10 protein-coding genes are annotated in these 14,077 nt (G+C 72.2%); 1 reads left to right on the top strand and 9 read right to left on the bottom strand.

All coding sequences use genetic code 11. The features are described from left to right. Positions 1-26: 26 nt before the first annotated feature. From KQY30_RS32205 to KQY30_RS32215, 3 genes are all read right to left on the bottom strand, one after another. The gene (locus KQY30_RS32205; RefSeq protein ID WP_217310063.1) at positions 27-740 is read right to left on the bottom strand and encodes a phosphatase PAP2 family protein; all 714 of its coding nucleotides are present in this window, start codon (positions 738-740) and stop codon (positions 27-29) included. An 81-nt stretch (positions 741-821) separates the two neighbouring features. After that, positions 822-1,757, bottom strand: coding sequence for a M56 family metallopeptidase (locus KQY30_RS32210; RefSeq protein WP_217310064.1), 936 nt, complete (start codon positions 1,755-1,757; stop codon positions 822-824). A 158-nt stretch (positions 1,758-1,915) separates the two neighbouring features. After that, the gene (locus KQY30_RS32215; RefSeq protein ID WP_217310065.1) at positions 1,916-2,494 is read right to left on the bottom strand and encodes a DUF5134 domain-containing protein; all 579 of its coding nucleotides are present in this window, start codon (positions 2,492-2,494) and stop codon (positions 1,916-1,918) included. 352 nt (positions 2,495-2,846) lie between these two features. On the opposite strand from KQY30_RS32215, the gene KQY30_RS32220 reads away from it, so the two are divergent. Further along, on the top strand, positions 2,847-4,121 hold the full coding sequence (locus KQY30_RS32220) for a glycoside hydrolase family 71/99-like protein (RefSeq protein WP_217310066.1): 1,275 nt from the start codon (positions 2,847-2,849) through the stop codon (positions 4,119-4,121). A 139-nt stretch (positions 4,122-4,260) separates the two neighbouring features. Here the strand turns inward: KQY30_RS32220 and KQY30_RS32225 are convergent, their stop codons facing one another. The 6 genes from KQY30_RS32225 to KQY30_RS32250 all read right to left on the bottom strand — a co-directional run bounded on the left by KQY30_RS32225 (position 4,261) and on the right by KQY30_RS32250 (position 13,922). After that, positions 4,261-6,639: an ROK family protein gene (locus KQY30_RS32225; RefSeq protein WP_217310067.1), complete on the bottom strand. Its 2,379-nt coding sequence runs from the start codon at positions 6,637-6,639 to the stop codon at positions 4,261-4,263. After that, positions 6,632-9,763: a glycoside hydrolase family 38 C-terminal domain-containing protein gene (locus tag KQY30_RS32230; protein ID WP_217310068.1), complete on the bottom strand. Its 3,132-nt coding sequence runs from the start codon at positions 9,761-9,763 to the stop codon at positions 6,632-6,634. Before KQY30_RS32230 ends, KQY30_RS32225 begins: the two co-directional genes overlap by 8 nt. A gap of 199 nt (positions 9,764-9,962) precedes the next feature. Beyond that, positions 9,963-11,042 carry a Gfo/Idh/MocA family protein gene (locus KQY30_RS32235; RefSeq protein WP_217310069.1) on the bottom strand — a complete coding sequence of 360 codons (1,080 nt, stop codon included), beginning with the start codon at positions 11,040-11,042 and terminating at the stop codon, positions 9,963-9,965. Beyond that, the gene (locus tag KQY30_RS32240) at positions 11,027-11,695 is read right to left on the bottom strand and encodes a ThuA domain-containing protein (RefSeq protein ID WP_217310070.1); all 669 of its coding nucleotides are present in this window, start codon (positions 11,693-11,695) and stop codon (positions 11,027-11,029) included. The genes KQY30_RS32235 and KQY30_RS32240 overlap by 16 nt, the downstream gene beginning before the upstream one ends. Next, positions 11,692-13,032: an enolase C-terminal domain-like protein gene (locus KQY30_RS32245; protein WP_217310071.1), complete on the bottom strand. Its 1,341-nt coding sequence runs from the start codon at positions 13,030-13,032 to the stop codon at positions 11,692-11,694. Before KQY30_RS32245 ends, KQY30_RS32240 begins: the two co-directional genes overlap by 4 nt. 104 nt (positions 13,033-13,136) lie before the next feature. After that, the gene (locus KQY30_RS32250) at positions 13,137-13,922 is read right to left on the bottom strand and encodes an IclR family transcriptional regulator (protein WP_046499968.1); all 786 of its coding nucleotides are present in this window, start codon (positions 13,920-13,922) and stop codon (positions 13,137-13,139) included. Positions 13,923-14,077: the final 155 nt, after the last annotated feature.

A 14,077-nucleotide genomic window follows, 5' to 3' on the forward strand; every position in this document is an offset into this window, starting at 1 on the left:
CCTCCCGGCGTCGCCGGCTCGCCGGGTCAGTGTTCCCGGGGCACGGCCAGGCGGCCGTACGACGCGATGGCGAACGCGACCATACTGCCCCCGAGCAGCCAGCCGCCCAGTACGTCCGCGCTCCAGTGGACGCCCAGCCAGAGCCGGGTCAGGCCCGCTCCGGCCACCGAGACGGCCGCCAGGACCAGTGCCGTACGCCACACCCGCCGGCCCACCCCGAGATGCTGCGCCAGCCACAGCAGCAGCCCGCAGGAGACCGCCGCTGTCATCGCGTGTCCCGACGGGAAGGCGGCGAAGTGGGCGGAGTCGACCGGGTCGGGCCACTGCGGGCGCTCGCGGCCCACCGCGGACTTCAGCACGTGGGACAGGGCCGCGCCCAGCGCGCTCGTCCCCGCCACCCAGAGCGCCAGCAGCCGCTTGCCGCGCAGCCACGCCACGGCCACCGCCACCGCGATCAGCAGCCGCATCGTCCACGGGTCCCAGGCCCAGTCGGTGAGTATCCGATTGATCCAGGTGACGCCCGGCTCGGACACCGCCCGCCGGTGCAGCGCCTGCGCGGCGGCCCGGTCGAAGGAGAGCAACGGCCCCCACTCCGCCACGACCAGCGCCACCAGCAGGCAGAGCAGAAAGGCGAGAAGAGTGCCCGTGCGGGCCGGGGTGAACAGCGAAGGACCGGCGGAGGGCGGCGGTGGCGTCTGCGAAGCGGATGAGGCAGCGGAAGAGAGCGACTGCGGGCGCATGGGACGATCTTCGCCGACGACGGGCGCGCCGAGCCAGCCGTACGGGCGTTCGGGTTACCGGGGCCGGGGGATCGGTCCGCGCTATCCCAGCGCGCGCAGTGCAGGTACGAAGGCGATCAGGAGCGGCACCACGGGGACGGCGGCAGCGGCTGCGGTCAGCCGCAGCCTGCGGGCCGCGGGGAGCCGCGGTACGGGCGACAGGAGGCGGTTCACCCGCTGCGGAAGCTGTGCGTCCGGGGCGGTGCCGGGGCCGAACACCCCGCGCTCTTCGTTCAGTTCGACCAGGGCGAGCGCGGTCGTCATCCGGCCGAAGCGGCGCGAGGCGACATCGTCGGCGGCCAGCTCCACCAGCCGGTGCATCTCGTCACGGAACGCCGCGAACACCGGGATCTGCGGAAAACCGTTCGCGAGCGCCGCCGAGCAGTGCAGCAGCCAGTCGTGCCTGGCGCGCGCGTGGCCCTGCTCGTGCGCGAGTACGGCGTCGAGCCTGCTGCCCTTCAGCTTGCGCAGCGCGGCCGTGGTGATCACCAACTGGGGCGCGGCACCCGGCAGCCACCAGGCGCCGGGGCGCACGCCCTCCAGGACGACCAGCGGCCCGCCTCCGGGCTTCTCACCGGGCAGCAGAGGGGAGCGTTCGAGCAGCTCCGCGCGGCGCCGACGGCGTCGCCGGCGGGCCCGGTGGATCTCCCGGGTGAGCATCGCCGCCGTCCACACGCCGCCGCCCGCCAGGGCCACGGCGAGCAGCGCCGACCAGGGCCGGTGCGAACCGAGGGCGTAGGCCTCCACCACCCCGCGCGGGGCGGGCGCGAAGACATGGCCCCGTACGGCCTGCCAGGCGGCCGCGGCGCTGAAGGTCATCGAGAGCGCGAAACTCAGCAGGACGGCCGCCACCACGCACTGCCACACCCACAGCGCCACCACGGGCTCGCGCTCCGGCCAGTCGGCGCGCGCCAGCAGACGCGGGGCGACGACGGCGGCCAGTGCGCCGAGCAGCAGCAGCGCCAGGGAGACCATCATGGTCATCAGACTATGAGGACGGGAGTACACAGCGGTATGTCCTTGCCGGGCAAGTGATCCAGGACACGTTTCAAGGCGGTCCATATCTCCCGCGCCCGGCCCGGTGTCGGCGCCGGTGTCCGCTGTCCGTCCTGGTGCCCGTCCCAGTGTCCGCCGGGTCACAGGGCCAGCAGCATCGCCAGCGTCGCGATCCCCATCGACAGCCGGCAGACCAGTGCCAGCTCGGCCCTGTCCTCCCACGGCACCGCCGTCGTGACCGTACCCGGACCGCCGGGGCCCGCCCCCGCCGGCAGCGGCAACAGACGCCCGCCCGCCCACAGCACATAGCCCGCGTAGTAGAGCAGCAGTACCCCGGTGACCAGCGGCGCCCCGCCGGCGGAGTGCGAGCTGTGCGCCCCGGCGGGCGCTGCGGCCATCGCCCCGGCCATATAGACCATCACCAGCATCCCCAGCAGATGGTGTGTCCGGTGCGCCCGGTAGGCCCCGTCCCGGGACCGTACGGCCGTATACAACGCCGCCGCGCCGAACACCGCCGCATACCCCAGCCAGACCCACCGGGGCGGTGACATCACGGCCGCGGGCACGGCCATCGCCGCCATCCCGAACCCCATCAGCGCCTCGGTACCGGCCCACCGGCGCTGTTCGTCCACAGCACTGCGCATCCGCAGCAGACAGTAACTCCCGTTCGCCGCACAGAGCGCGACGAGCAGCCAGCCGGCCAGCGCCGGTCCGTGCACCGCGCACCTCCCCCGTTCAACGGTGTCGGGGAGGTGATGCCCGTCGCCGTGGAGGCGCATACGAGCGCAGAGGGACACGGGGGGAGCGCACCGCGCGAAGCGGCGCCGGACGCGAACCGCCGTACCTTCATTCGCATTTCGCTGGAAACGGAAAGCGTAAAGAAAATCGGCTGACAAGTGATGTGAAATACCGCCGAATTACTGGCGCACGCGGCTTGTGGCGGGCACGGCTCCCGGCTACTTTTCAGATGCGTGCCCTTGGGGTCCTGGCGGGCTGCCACCGTCTGTAAATCCCCCCACCCCCGGGGACTTTACGCATTTCTGGCAGATATCTAGTGGGAGGAAATCCTCCATGAATGTGTCACGACGATCGGTCCTCGCGTCCGCGCTGGCCGCGTCGGCCGCGCTCGGCGGCGTCGGCGCTGCCCAGCAGGGTGCCGTGGCGGCGGAGCCCAGGCGCCGCGCCCAGTTCGGGCCCGCCGCCAGCCCGCCCGGCGATGTGGTCGGCAAAATCACCGTGGGCTACCAGGGCTGGTTCGCCTGCACCGGCGACGGCGCCCCCATCAATGGCTGGTGGCACTGGAGCCAGAACATGAGCCAGCCGCCCTCGCCCAGCAATACCACCATCAAGTCGTGGCCGGACATGCGGGAATACTCCCGCGGTTACCGCACCGCCTACGCGAATCTCAACGGCGGCCAGCCCGCGACGCTGTTCTCCTCCTGGGACCAGCAGACCGTCGACACGCACTTCCGCTGGATGCGTGAGAACAACTGCGACACCGCGGCGCTCCAGCGCTTCAACCCGTTCAGCCCCGAGGGCCCCACGCGGGACGCCATGGCGCAGAAGGTACGGCAGTCCGCCGAGGCCAACGGCCGCAAGTTCTACATCATGTACGACGTCACCGGCTGGACCTCGATGCAGTCCCAGATCAAGGAGGACTGGACGACGAAGATGCGGGCGCACACCGCGTCCAGCGCCTACGCCAAGCAGAACGGCAAGCCGGTGGTGTGCATCTGGGGCTTCGGCTTCAACGACCCTGGCCGGCCCTTCGCGCCCGCGCCCTGCAAGGACGTCGTCGACTGGTTCAAGGCCCAGGGCTGCTATGTGATCGGCGGAGTGCCCACGCACTGGCGCAACAGCACCGACGACTCACGGCCCGGATTCGGCGACGTGTACCGCTCGTTCAACATGATCTCGCCCTGGATGGTCGGGCGGATCTCCAATGCCGCCGACACCGACCGGTTCTTCCGCGACGTCAACACCCCGGACCAGGCGGAGTGCAACGCCCGTGGCATCGACTACCAGCCGTGTGTGCTGCCGGGCGATCTCCAGGAACGGCACCGCGCGCACGGTGACTTCATGTGGCGCCAGTTCTACAACATGGTCCGGCTCGGCGCGCAGGGCATCTACATCTCGATGTTCGACGAGTTCAACGAGGGCAACCAGATCGCGAAGACCGCGGAGAACGCCGCGCAGGTGCCGTCGGGGTCCGGCATCTGGGCGCTGGACGAGGACGGGACCTCCTGCTCCTCGGACTACTATCTGCGGCTGACCGGTGACGGCGGCCGGATGCTCAAGGGCCAGATCGGACTCACGGCGACCAGGCCCACGCGGCCGAGGGTCTGACGACAGCAGGACCCGGGACGGCGGGACGCACAACACTGGATCAGAGGACCACAGCACCCAGCACCACAGGGCCGCCGGGATGCCCCCGGCGGCCCGCCGATATGCCTTCCTCGCCGATGCGCCGCCCTCGCAACCGAGTTCAGCCCACCGGCAGATGCCTGGCCCGGCCCTCCCGCCCCCGCAGCCGGGGGGTGAACGTCGCGTGGAAGATGGTCGAGGCGGCACCCACCGCCGCCGCCTCCGCGCTGAGCACGGACGGCTCGACCTCAACCCGGCGCAGCCTTCTGGCCGTTGGGAACTCATTGACCGTACGGGCGATCTCGTCCAGGTAGAAGCCCGCGACGTCCTCGGTGAAGAAGGGCCCGCCGAGCACGATCAGATCGATGTCCAGCAGATCGACCAGGCCCAGCGCCCCGCGTCCCACCGCCTGTGCCACCTCCCGTACGGCCCCCACCGCCGCCGGGTCGCCCGCGGCGGCGGCCTCGCCCACCGCCAGATAGGCCGCGGTACTTCCCGAAGCGGTACTTCCCGAAGTCGTGCTCCCCGAAGCGGTGTTCCCCGAGGCCGTGGTGCCCGCGGCCGTCGTGCCCGACGTCCTCGCCACGGGCCGCATTCCGCCCCGTACCGCCAGATCCGGCACCGACACCGGCGGATTGCACTCGGGCAGGATCTCCGGCCGGCCGTCCTTGCCCACCCGCCCCAGCGCGATCGCGCAGAGCTGCCCGAACTCCCCGGCGTTGGAGCTGATCCCGCGGTAGATGTCACCGTTGAGATAGAGCCCGGTGCCCACGCCCGTACCGAGATACAGATACGCGAAGTCCCTGGCCCTGCGGTCCCGGCCGATCCAGCGCTCCCCGGCGGCGGCCGCGGTGGAGTCCTTCTCCATCAGGACGGGACACGGGAAGTGGTCCTTCAGCAGATACAGCAGCGGCAGATCGCCCCACGCCGACATCAGCGGCGGCCCCAGCACCGTGCCCGAGGCGATGTCGACCGGCCCAGGCACGGCCACCCCGATGCCCAGGAAGCCGTCCTCCCGTACCGCACCGCGCGCCTCGGCGAGTGTCTCGCGGCCCAGCGCGGCCACCCGCTCCACGAACTCCGCGGGATCGGTGTCGGGCGTGACCGGCCGGGTACGGGTGCACACGATCGCCCCGTCCAGATCGATGACGACGGCGGTCAGCACCTCCGGGTCGATATGGATGCCGAGCGCGTGCGCCGCCGTACCGCAGAGCCGTACCGGTGTCCGCGGCTTGCCCGAGGTGGCGCGCCGCTGGGCGTCCTCGATCAGGATGCCGCGGTCCAGCAGCGAGCGCGCGATCCGGGAGACCGACTGCTGGGTCAGGCCCGTACGGTGCGCGATCTCGCCCCGGGTGATGGTTCCCGAGAGCCGTACCGTCTCGATGACCACGCACTCGTTGAACGAGCCTAGATCGATCTGGTTGACCCCGCTCCACGACTGGTTCCGTGCCGGGCCGCCGGCCGGTCCTGCCGGGTGGCGGGCGGCGAGATGCCCGGCCACGTTCTCGCGCAGCCAGCGCACCGCCGTGCAGGGCCGGTCGGACCGCGCGGTCGCGTAGCGCTCCAGTTCGGCGGCGAGATCGAGATAGACCCGGCGCGAGGACTCGGGATGGCTGGTGCTGTCGAGCGCGATCATGGCCCGCAGGAAGGTACGCCAGCTCGACCGCGCCGGTATCTGATGCCGCGTCACCTCACCTTCGTACGAAGGTGGTACGGACCCGGCCCCGGCGTCCCAGAGCGTGATCGCGTGCAGGCCCAGGTCCGGATGGCTGCGGCCGGCCTCGGCCAGATACTCCGCCAGACCGTCCGCCCCGCCCGGCCCGGGTGCGCCGTCCCGGCCGTCCTCGCGCGCCTTCGCCGCCGTCAGCGCGGCCTCCAGCGCCCGGTCGAGACCGGCCAGCACCTCCGTACCGATCACCGTTCCGGCGGCGGTCGGCCGGTCGGTGCCCCGCCGGGTCCCCGCGAGCAGCACCGCGCGCAGCGGGTCCACATACAGTCCCATCACCCACACCGCGGCGGCGGGCAGCGGCGGTCTGGTCGGTACGGACGGAGCGCGCGCCTCGTCGGGGCCGAGCCGCCAGCGCCGCCGGATCCCCGCGACCGTGGCGTGCGAGAGCCCCAGCTCCCTGGCGACCGCGCGGGACGCGCCGCTGCCGCCGGGCGCCAGCAGCGTACGGGTCACCACCTCCGCCTCGTCGACGGTGGCCGGTCTGCCGGTGCGCGGCCGGTGTTCGAGCCCGTCGAGCCCCGCGCTCGTCCAGCGCTGCCGCCAGCTCCCCACGGTCTGCCGGGACACCCCGAGCCGGCGGGAGATCTCGGCGTCGCGGAGCCCGTCGGCGGCGAGCAGGACGACGCTCGCGCGGGTCGCCAGCGCGCCGCCCTCCTCGGCCCAGCGGCGCAGTACGGCCCGGTGCTCGGGTGCCAGCGGGCCGGCCGGAGCCGCCGGGCCGGCCGAGGCCGGTGAATGGCCAGGGCCTGCGCCGAGCGGGGCCTCAGGCACGGCCACCCCCGGCCCGGCCGTCCCCGCGCACCAGCCGCAGGGTGAGGATCTGGAACGGCCGCAGCGTCAGCGCCACCGAGCCGTTCTCGTACGGGCGGTCCGCGAGCGTCTCCTCCAGCAGGTCGGTCTCCCGGGCGCCCACGACCGGGAAGGCCGCGGTGAGCGCCGTACGGACCCGGCCGCCGCGCGACTCGTAGAGCCGTACGATCACATCCCCCGAGCGGTCGTCGGCGAGCTTCACCGCCTCCACCACCACATTCGGATGGTCCACGGACACCAGCGGTGCCCCGGCGGGCCCGGCGGCACCCGGGCGCAGCGGCAGGGCGAGGGCGTACCCCTCGGTGATCGCCTCGCCGACTCCGGCCCCGGGCCGCAACGTGTGGCGGAAGACCTGGGGCCCGCGGTCGGCGTGCGGATCGGGGGAGTGCGGGGCGCGCAGCAGGGAGAGCCCCACGGTCGTGGTGGTCCCGGCGTCCTCGCGGGTGTGGCGCGAGACGTCGTATCCGTATGCCGAGTCACCGGCCAGCGCGACCCCCCAGCCGTGCTCGCCGACATGGATCCAGCGGTGCGCCCAGTGTTCCGGACGGGCCGCGTCCGGGCCGGAGTTGTCGTGCGTCGGGCGCTCGACATGGCCGAACTGGATCTCGCCCGTGCTGTGTTCGGCGTGCACGTCCAGCGGCCACACGGCCTTGAGGAGCGTGTCCCGCTCGCGCCAGTCGACCTCCGTGGCGATGCTCAGCACAGGGCTGCCCGCCGTCAGGGAGAGCACCTGCTCGACGGTGGATCTGCCGGTGCTCCGCACCACCCGCACCGACGCCAGCAGCGGGCCGCGCGCGGTCACTTCGACCTCGCAGGCGCGGTCCAGGTCCCGGCCGGTGCGGTGGTAGTGGGGGTCCAGACGCCAGGCGCTGCCGCGCGGCGCGTCGTCGCGGTGCAGCCGCAGCAGATTGCCGGCGGCGCCGGGCGCGATGGCATCCCGGCCGGTGGTCAGGTCCAGCACGGAGCGTACGAGCCCCTCGGCGTCGAGACGGACCCGCAGCAGCCCGTTGTCCAGCAGCGCTCCGCCGCCCTCGGCGGGCCGGGCGCTCACCGGCGCGGCACCCGCGGCCTCTGCGGCACCCACCGGACCACGGCCCAGCGCGGGCGCCTCGGCCAGGACCGCGATCCGGCCGTCGGCGAGCCGCTGGCCGCCCTGCGCGGGCCGGTCCCCGTCGAGGACGACCACCTCGCGGCGGGCGAACGGACCCGCGTTGAAGACGGCGGTCTCCGCGTCGGGCGCGCCGACCGCGCGGCGGACGAGCTGCTCAAGACCCCGGTGGATCTCGCGATGGGCGCGCTCGGCCTCCTGGTGCGCCCAGGCGATCGAGGTGCCGGGCAGGATGTCATGGCTCTGGAGCAGCAGGACCTTCTTCCAGAGCGCTTCCAGCTCCTTGTACGGGTACGGGATGCCGTCCCGCACCGCGGCCGTCGCCGACCACAACTCGGCCTCGCGCAGCAGGGATTCGGCACGCCGGTTGCCGCGCTTGGTGCGCGCCTGGCTGGTGTACGTACCGCTCCTGGCCGGTGCGGACAGCTCGCCACGCCACACCGGGGCGTCGTCCGCCTGCTCGTCGAGGGCGTCGCGGAAGAAGTGCGACGGATGCCGGATTCCGACCCGGGGCGAGCCTTCGAGATCGGCGAGGCGGCGGGCGCGCTCCAGGGTCTCGCGGGTGGGGCCGCCGCCGTCCGCGTGGCCGAAGGGCAGCAGGGAGCGGGTGCCCGTGCCACGGCCGGTCGTGCCGGCGAAGGAGGCGGGGCCGGTGGCGGCGGTGTACGGGGCGACCGTGTCGGCCAGTTCACCGCCGTTGAGGCCGAAGTCCTGGGCGGCGGGCGCGAGTTGGCTGAACAGACGGGTGCCGTCCAGCCCCTCCCACCAGAAGGCACGCTGCGGCACATCGCCCGGCGCCGCGTGGCCGCCGAGGAACCAGCGGGCTCCCGCCAGCGCGGCCACCTGCGGAAAAGCGGCGCTCATCGTGAGGGAGCCGGGCAGCCAGACCCCGTCGGTGTCGCCGCCCAGCTCCTCGCGGTGGAAGCGCCGCCCGTACACGAACTGCCGTACCAGCGCCTCGCCGCCGGGCAGCGCGCCGTCGGCCTCCACCCACATCCCGCCCACCGGTGCCCAGTTGCCGTCCGCGACGGCCTTGCGCACCCGCTCGAAGACATGCGGGTGGTGGTCCTTCATCCAGGCGTACCGCTGGGCCGAGGCGGCGGCGAAGATCAGCTCCGGGTACTCGTCGGCCAGCGCGGTCATCGTGCTGAAGGCGCGGGCGGTCCTCCGTACCGCCTCGCGCGCGGGCCACAGCCGGGCCGGGGCCTCGGGGATGTGGCCGACGGCGGCGACGGTGAGCGCCGACTCATGGGCGCGACGGGCGAGTACGGGGGCGAGGACCGCGCGGGCGGTCCCGGCGGTGCCGGCCACATCGCGCGGATCGACGGCGTCCACGGCCAGTTCCAGGGCGTGCAGGATCTCGTAGCGGCGGGGGAGGTCCAACGGGAGGGCACGCATCAGCCCGTCGAGGACATCGATGTCATGGATGAGCTGCCAGATGTCCTCGTCGCGTACGGCGAGATCGGCGCGGAGCAGCCGGTGCAGCGGCTCGTCGCCCGCGGTGACCGGATCGCCGTACGCCGTGCCGGTGCCGGATTCCGCGTCGATCGGCGGATTGGCGGCGGCCTCGACGAGCAGCCGGACCTGCTCGCCGCCGCTCGCCGCCGTCGAGACCGTCAGGGACCGGTTGAGCGGGTGCAGGCCCTGGAGGGGGGTGCCGTGCGCGTCATGGACGAGTCCCTCGGCACGGCTGTCGAAGCCGAGGTCGAAGACCGCCTCCACACGCCGGCCGGCCCAGCGCTCCGGAACGGTGGCACGGACCTGGAACCAGGTGGTGGACCAGGGGCGGCCCCACGCGTCCCCGACCACAAAAGGCGTGTAGTCGGCGCGCAGGGCCACACCGACGGGGACCGGCTCGCCGGGAATGTGCCAGGCACCGACCTCCATCGGAAGCCGCCCGGTGTAGAGCGCGGGGCGCAGACGGGCGGCGAGGAAATGGGCTATCCGCTCTTCTCCGGACTTCCTGCGGTCATGCATGGGCGGCCCTTCCTGTCCAGCCAGTAACCGCCATGTAAAACCAAGAGTGTTATCAAGTCAACGCCTTTCCCCATTCCTTCCAGTGCCAGGTGATAAGGGCCTGATGGGCGGCTGTCAGGTCAATTAATGGCCGAATAGTGAAAGCGTTGGAAAATAATTGAATTGACGTTCTTCGGGCGGACTCCGCCGGCCCGCCCGCTCATCCGGTCACCGGTTCCGGCCTGGCGCAGGTGCTCTCCACCGGCAGTGCCCTGCCCTCGCGCGCCGAGGCGAGCAGGGTCAGCATGATGTCGAGGACATGGCGCGACAGTTCGGCCGACGCCCGGTGCGGACGGCCCGTGGCGAGCGCCTCGGCCAGATCGGCGAGACCGGTGCCGCGCCCGGCTCCGGCGTATCCGGCGGACACGGGAAGGGTTTCCCAGTCGCCGCTGCCGCGGTGGAGTGCGACAGGCCCGTCGAAACCGTTCGGGTCGGGTACCGAAAGGGATCCTCCGGTGCCGTGCACCTCGATCCTGGGCAGCCGCGCCGCATGGATGTCGAAGCTCATCACCAGAGTGGTGAGCGCCCCGTTCGCATGGTGCAGTACGCCGGTGACATGCGTGTCCACCTCGACAGCGAACCTCTCGCCCGCCCGGGGGCCGCTGCCGATCTCCCGCTCGGCGCGCGGCCGGGAGGCAGCGCCGGTCACCCGGGCGACCGGGCCCAGCAGGTGGACGAGGGCGGAGAGGTAGTAGGGGCCCATGTCGAGCAGCGGTCCGCCGCCGGGCCGGTAGTAGAACTCCGGGTCCGGGTGCCAGCGTTCATGTCCAGGGGTGGTCATGAAGGCCGTCGCAGCGACCGGCGTGCCGATCAGCCCGTCGTCGACCGCCCTGCGCGCCGTCTGGATCCCCGTACCGAGAACGGTGTCGGGCGCACAGCCGATCCGCAGTCCAGCGGCCTCGGCTGCGGCCAGCATGGCGTCCGCCTCGGCGAGGGTGGCGGCGAGCGGCTTCTCCCCGTACACATGGCGGCCCGCGGCCAGCGCGGTCAGGGCCACCTCGGCGTGGGCCGCGGGGATCGTCAGATTCAGTACGGCGTCGACATCGGGGCGCGCCGCCAGCTCGGCCACCGAGCCGCTGACCGCGACTCCGGGGACCCGGCCGGCGACTGCCCCGGCGCGGGCGGGATCGAGATCCGTGACGGCCGTCAGGACCACACTGTCCAGCCCTTCCAGGGTGTCCAGATAGGCGCCGCTGATCTTGCCGGCGCCCACCATCCCGATCCTCAGCGGCTCGCCCACAGCAGTCCCCTCTCGGTGAGTGTCCGTACCTCCGGCACATCGAAGTCGTCCGGCTTGTGACCGATCGCGGAGACGAAGACCCGGCCCGCGCCCCATGTCCTGGTCCAGACGGCGGGCATGGTGACCGGCCGTGCCCGGTCCTCGTCGGCCGCGAACTCCGTGGTCGCGAGGACATCGATCAGCGGATCGGTGAGCATCCAGTACTTCTCGGTGTGGACCTGGAAGGGGCCGAGTCCGGCGATGACCGGATGGGCGTCGTGTTCCCGCGTCGGTGTGACGGTGTGGTCGGAGAAGCCGGGCGGGTGCATCAGGAACTGTCCGCCGGTCAGAAGCTGATAGCCGACATCGCCGCGGAAGGAGTCGACGATTCCGCCGTGCCAGCCGGCCAGTCCGGTGCCCGCGCGGACGGCCGCGGTGAGCCCGGCGCTCTGCTCCGCGGTGATCTCGCCCATGGACCAGCACTGCACCACCAGATCGGTGGCGGCCAGGAGTTCCGCGTCGGCGTAGACGTCGAGGGTTCCGGAGGTACGGACGGTGAAGCCGCGTGCGCGCAGGAAGGGCAGGAACAGCTCCGTGATCACCACGGGCTGGTGGCCCTCCCAGCCGCCGCGGACGACAAGTGCCTTGCGGTCTCCGGAGGTTTCGGAGGTCACGGTCGTTGCACGCTCCCATCGGTGTTGCGCAGCAGGGCCCAGCGGTCGTGTTCCAGCGGTTCGGGTACGGGATGGCGGCGGGCGGCGGCCTCGTCGAAGTCGACACCGTGCCCGGGGGTCTCGTGCGGAGTGAGGCCGCCGTCCCGGGCGGTGATGGTGCCGGGGAAGACCTCGGCGACCGCCGGTTTGAAGACCGCGGCCTCCTGGACCCCGAAGGCATGGCTGCTGATGTCCAGCGCGAGGGTGGCGGCCTGCGCCACGGGGCTGACATCGGCGGGGCCGTGCGGGGCGAGCCGTACCCCGCGCAGCTCGCAGTAGGCGGCCAGTTTGCGCACCGGGGTCAGCCCGCCCAGGGTCGGGATCCGCACCCGGGCGAAGTCGATGACCGGCACGGGACCGTCGAGCAGCGCCAGGAACTGGCCGGTGTCGCTGAAGAGTTCACCGACAGCGAGCGGTACGGAGGAGCCCGCGCGCACCCCCGCGAAGTGCGCCGAGTCCTCCGGGGCGAGCAGATCCTCGACGAAGTACAGCCCGGCGCCCTCGACCCGGCGCAGGAAATCGCGTGCCTGCCGGGGATCGAGCCGTTCGTGCACGTCGTGGAGGAGTTCCGTACCGTCGCCGACCCGGGCCCGTACCTCGGTCAGGACGGCCGGCACGGTCCGTACGTACGCGGCGGAGTCCCAGGGCACCGCGCGGTGGCGCAGCGCCCGGGCGTCGGCCGTGCCGCCCGCGCCGGTGCCGTAGGTGTCCGAGCCGGGCACCGCCGCCTGGACGCGGACATGCCGGTAGCCCCGCTCCCGCGCGGCGGTCACCTTGTCGGCGATCTCGGCGGCGTCGGTGCCGTCGACATGGGTATAGGCGTCGGCGCGGGTACGGACCCGGCCGCCGAACAGCGAGTACAGCGGGGCGCCGAGCCGCTTCGCCTTGAGGTCCCACAGGGCGACATCGACACCGCCGAGCGCGTTTCCGGTGATCGAACCGCCGCGCCAGTAGGCGCTGTTGAGCATCAGCCGGTGCAGGTCCTCGATGTCGTCGGGATCGCGCCCGACGAGCAGCGGCGCCAGATAGGCGTCGAGCACGGACCGTACGGCGAGGGTGCGCTGAGGATCGCTGGCGCACCCCAGGCCGTACAGCCCCGGGTCATTGGTCTCCACCCGGACGATGAGATGGGGACAGCCGTGCGGGGCTGTCAGAAAGGTGCGTACGGCCGTGATGCGGACCTTGGCGCCGCGTTCCTCGACCCAGGGCGCGGGGGCGAGAAGGGCGGAGGCGGCGGGATCAGTGGGGACAACGGTGGGGACAGCGGGAGGAACGGAGCGGGCATCGGGCTGAGCCATGCGAACTCCAGCGTACGGATAGCAGAATGATGTACCGCCATCCGAACGTAGGGAGGTCGACTTTCATTTGTCAATGACTCTACCAAATATGGCCCCCGAAGGGCTCAGTGCTGCCCCAGCCGCTTGAGGAGAGTGCCCAGCGAGTGGGCCGCCTCGGTGACCGCGCGGGCGACCTCCTCGGCACGCGCGTCGTCCATCCGGCTCTTGGGCGCCGAGCAACTGATCGCGTCGCCGCCGCCCTGCCCGGTGCCGAGCGCCACGGCCACACACCGTATGTCCGGCGAGTTCTCGCCGTCGTCCATCGCCCACCCCCGCAGCCGGGCCTCCGCGAGCTGGCCCAGCAGCGCCTCGGGATCGGTCACGGTGTCCGGAGTGAGCCGTTCCAGCGGCCAGTTGAGACGCATCCGCACCTCGGCCGCGTCGTACTGGGAGAGCATCGCCTTGCCCAGCGCGGTGGCGTGCGCGGGAAGTCTGCGGCCCACCGCCGAGTACATCCGCAGTGCGTGCCGCGACTCGCGTTTGGCCAGGTAGACCACGTCCGTACCGTCCAGTCTGCCCAAGTGCACCGACTCGCCCGTCTCCTCGGCGAGCGCGTCGAGCACCGGCCCCGCCAGGCTCGCGACATCGTCTCCCTCCAGATACGCGGTCCCCGTCAACAGGGCTTTCAGGCCAAGGCTGTAACGGGTCCCCGACGGGTCGAGGTCCACCCAGCGCCGTGCCTCCATCGTGCGCAGGATCGCGTGCAGACTGCTCTTGGGCACGGCCATCGCGCCGGCCATCTCGGCGAGCGAGAGCCGGGCGCCCTCCGCGCCGAGCAGTTCGAGCACCTCCAGTACCCGAGCGGCGGACTTGACCTCTTCGGGCCTGCGCCCGCGCGCTGCTGCTGCCACCGATTCCACGGAACCTCCGCTTCCCGCACCGGCGCCCCTCGGCGATCCGGTCAGCACGAAATCTCGACGTGCGTCTTGACGCTATATCACCCCGACCATAAGTTCAGTCACTCCAACGTCATTCGGTCTTCTGAACGGTTAATCCTTAGGCAGGG

Origin of the sequence: Streptomyces sp. GMY02 (genome assembly GCF_019056675.1) — a bacterium.
GTDB lineage: Bacteria > Actinomycetota > Actinomycetes > Streptomycetales > Streptomycetaceae > Streptomyces > Streptomyces odonnellii.